General features: G+C 64.7%; 1 protein-coding gene. It reads right to left on the reverse strand.

The features are described 5' to 3' along the window. Positions 1 to 141: 141 nt before the first annotated feature. On the reverse strand, positions 142 to 258 hold the full coding sequence (locus tag SCA31_RS23765) for a hypothetical protein (protein ID WP_410699467.1): 117 nt from the start codon (positions 256 to 258) through the stop codon (positions 142 to 144). Positions 259 to 266 lie beyond the last annotated feature (8 nt).

The raw sequence follows: 266 nt of genomic DNA on the forward strand, positions 1-266 counted from the left end.
GGCGGCAATCCGGCGTCGCAAGTTATTCAGTTACTGCATTCAACGCTACGCCCATCCGCGCCCGTTTCGGGGCCTCGCTGCGGATCGTGCCGAGCGTACGGCGTCCTGCGCAGCGGGCCCACGAAATGGCGGGCACAGAGATCAGGAAAGGTCTCCACCGTTCTTGGAGGCGTACTCCTGGGCCGAAAGCAACGGGCCCTCGGACTCAGCGGCTACCTTGAAGAGCCACCCCGCGCCGTAGGGGTCGTTGTTGATCAGGGCCGGAT

Origin of the sequence: Chryseobacterium sp. SIMBA_028, assembly GCF_046535285.1 — a bacterium.
Classification (GTDB): domain Bacteria; phylum Bacteroidota; class Bacteroidia; order Flavobacteriales; family Weeksellaceae; genus Chryseobacterium.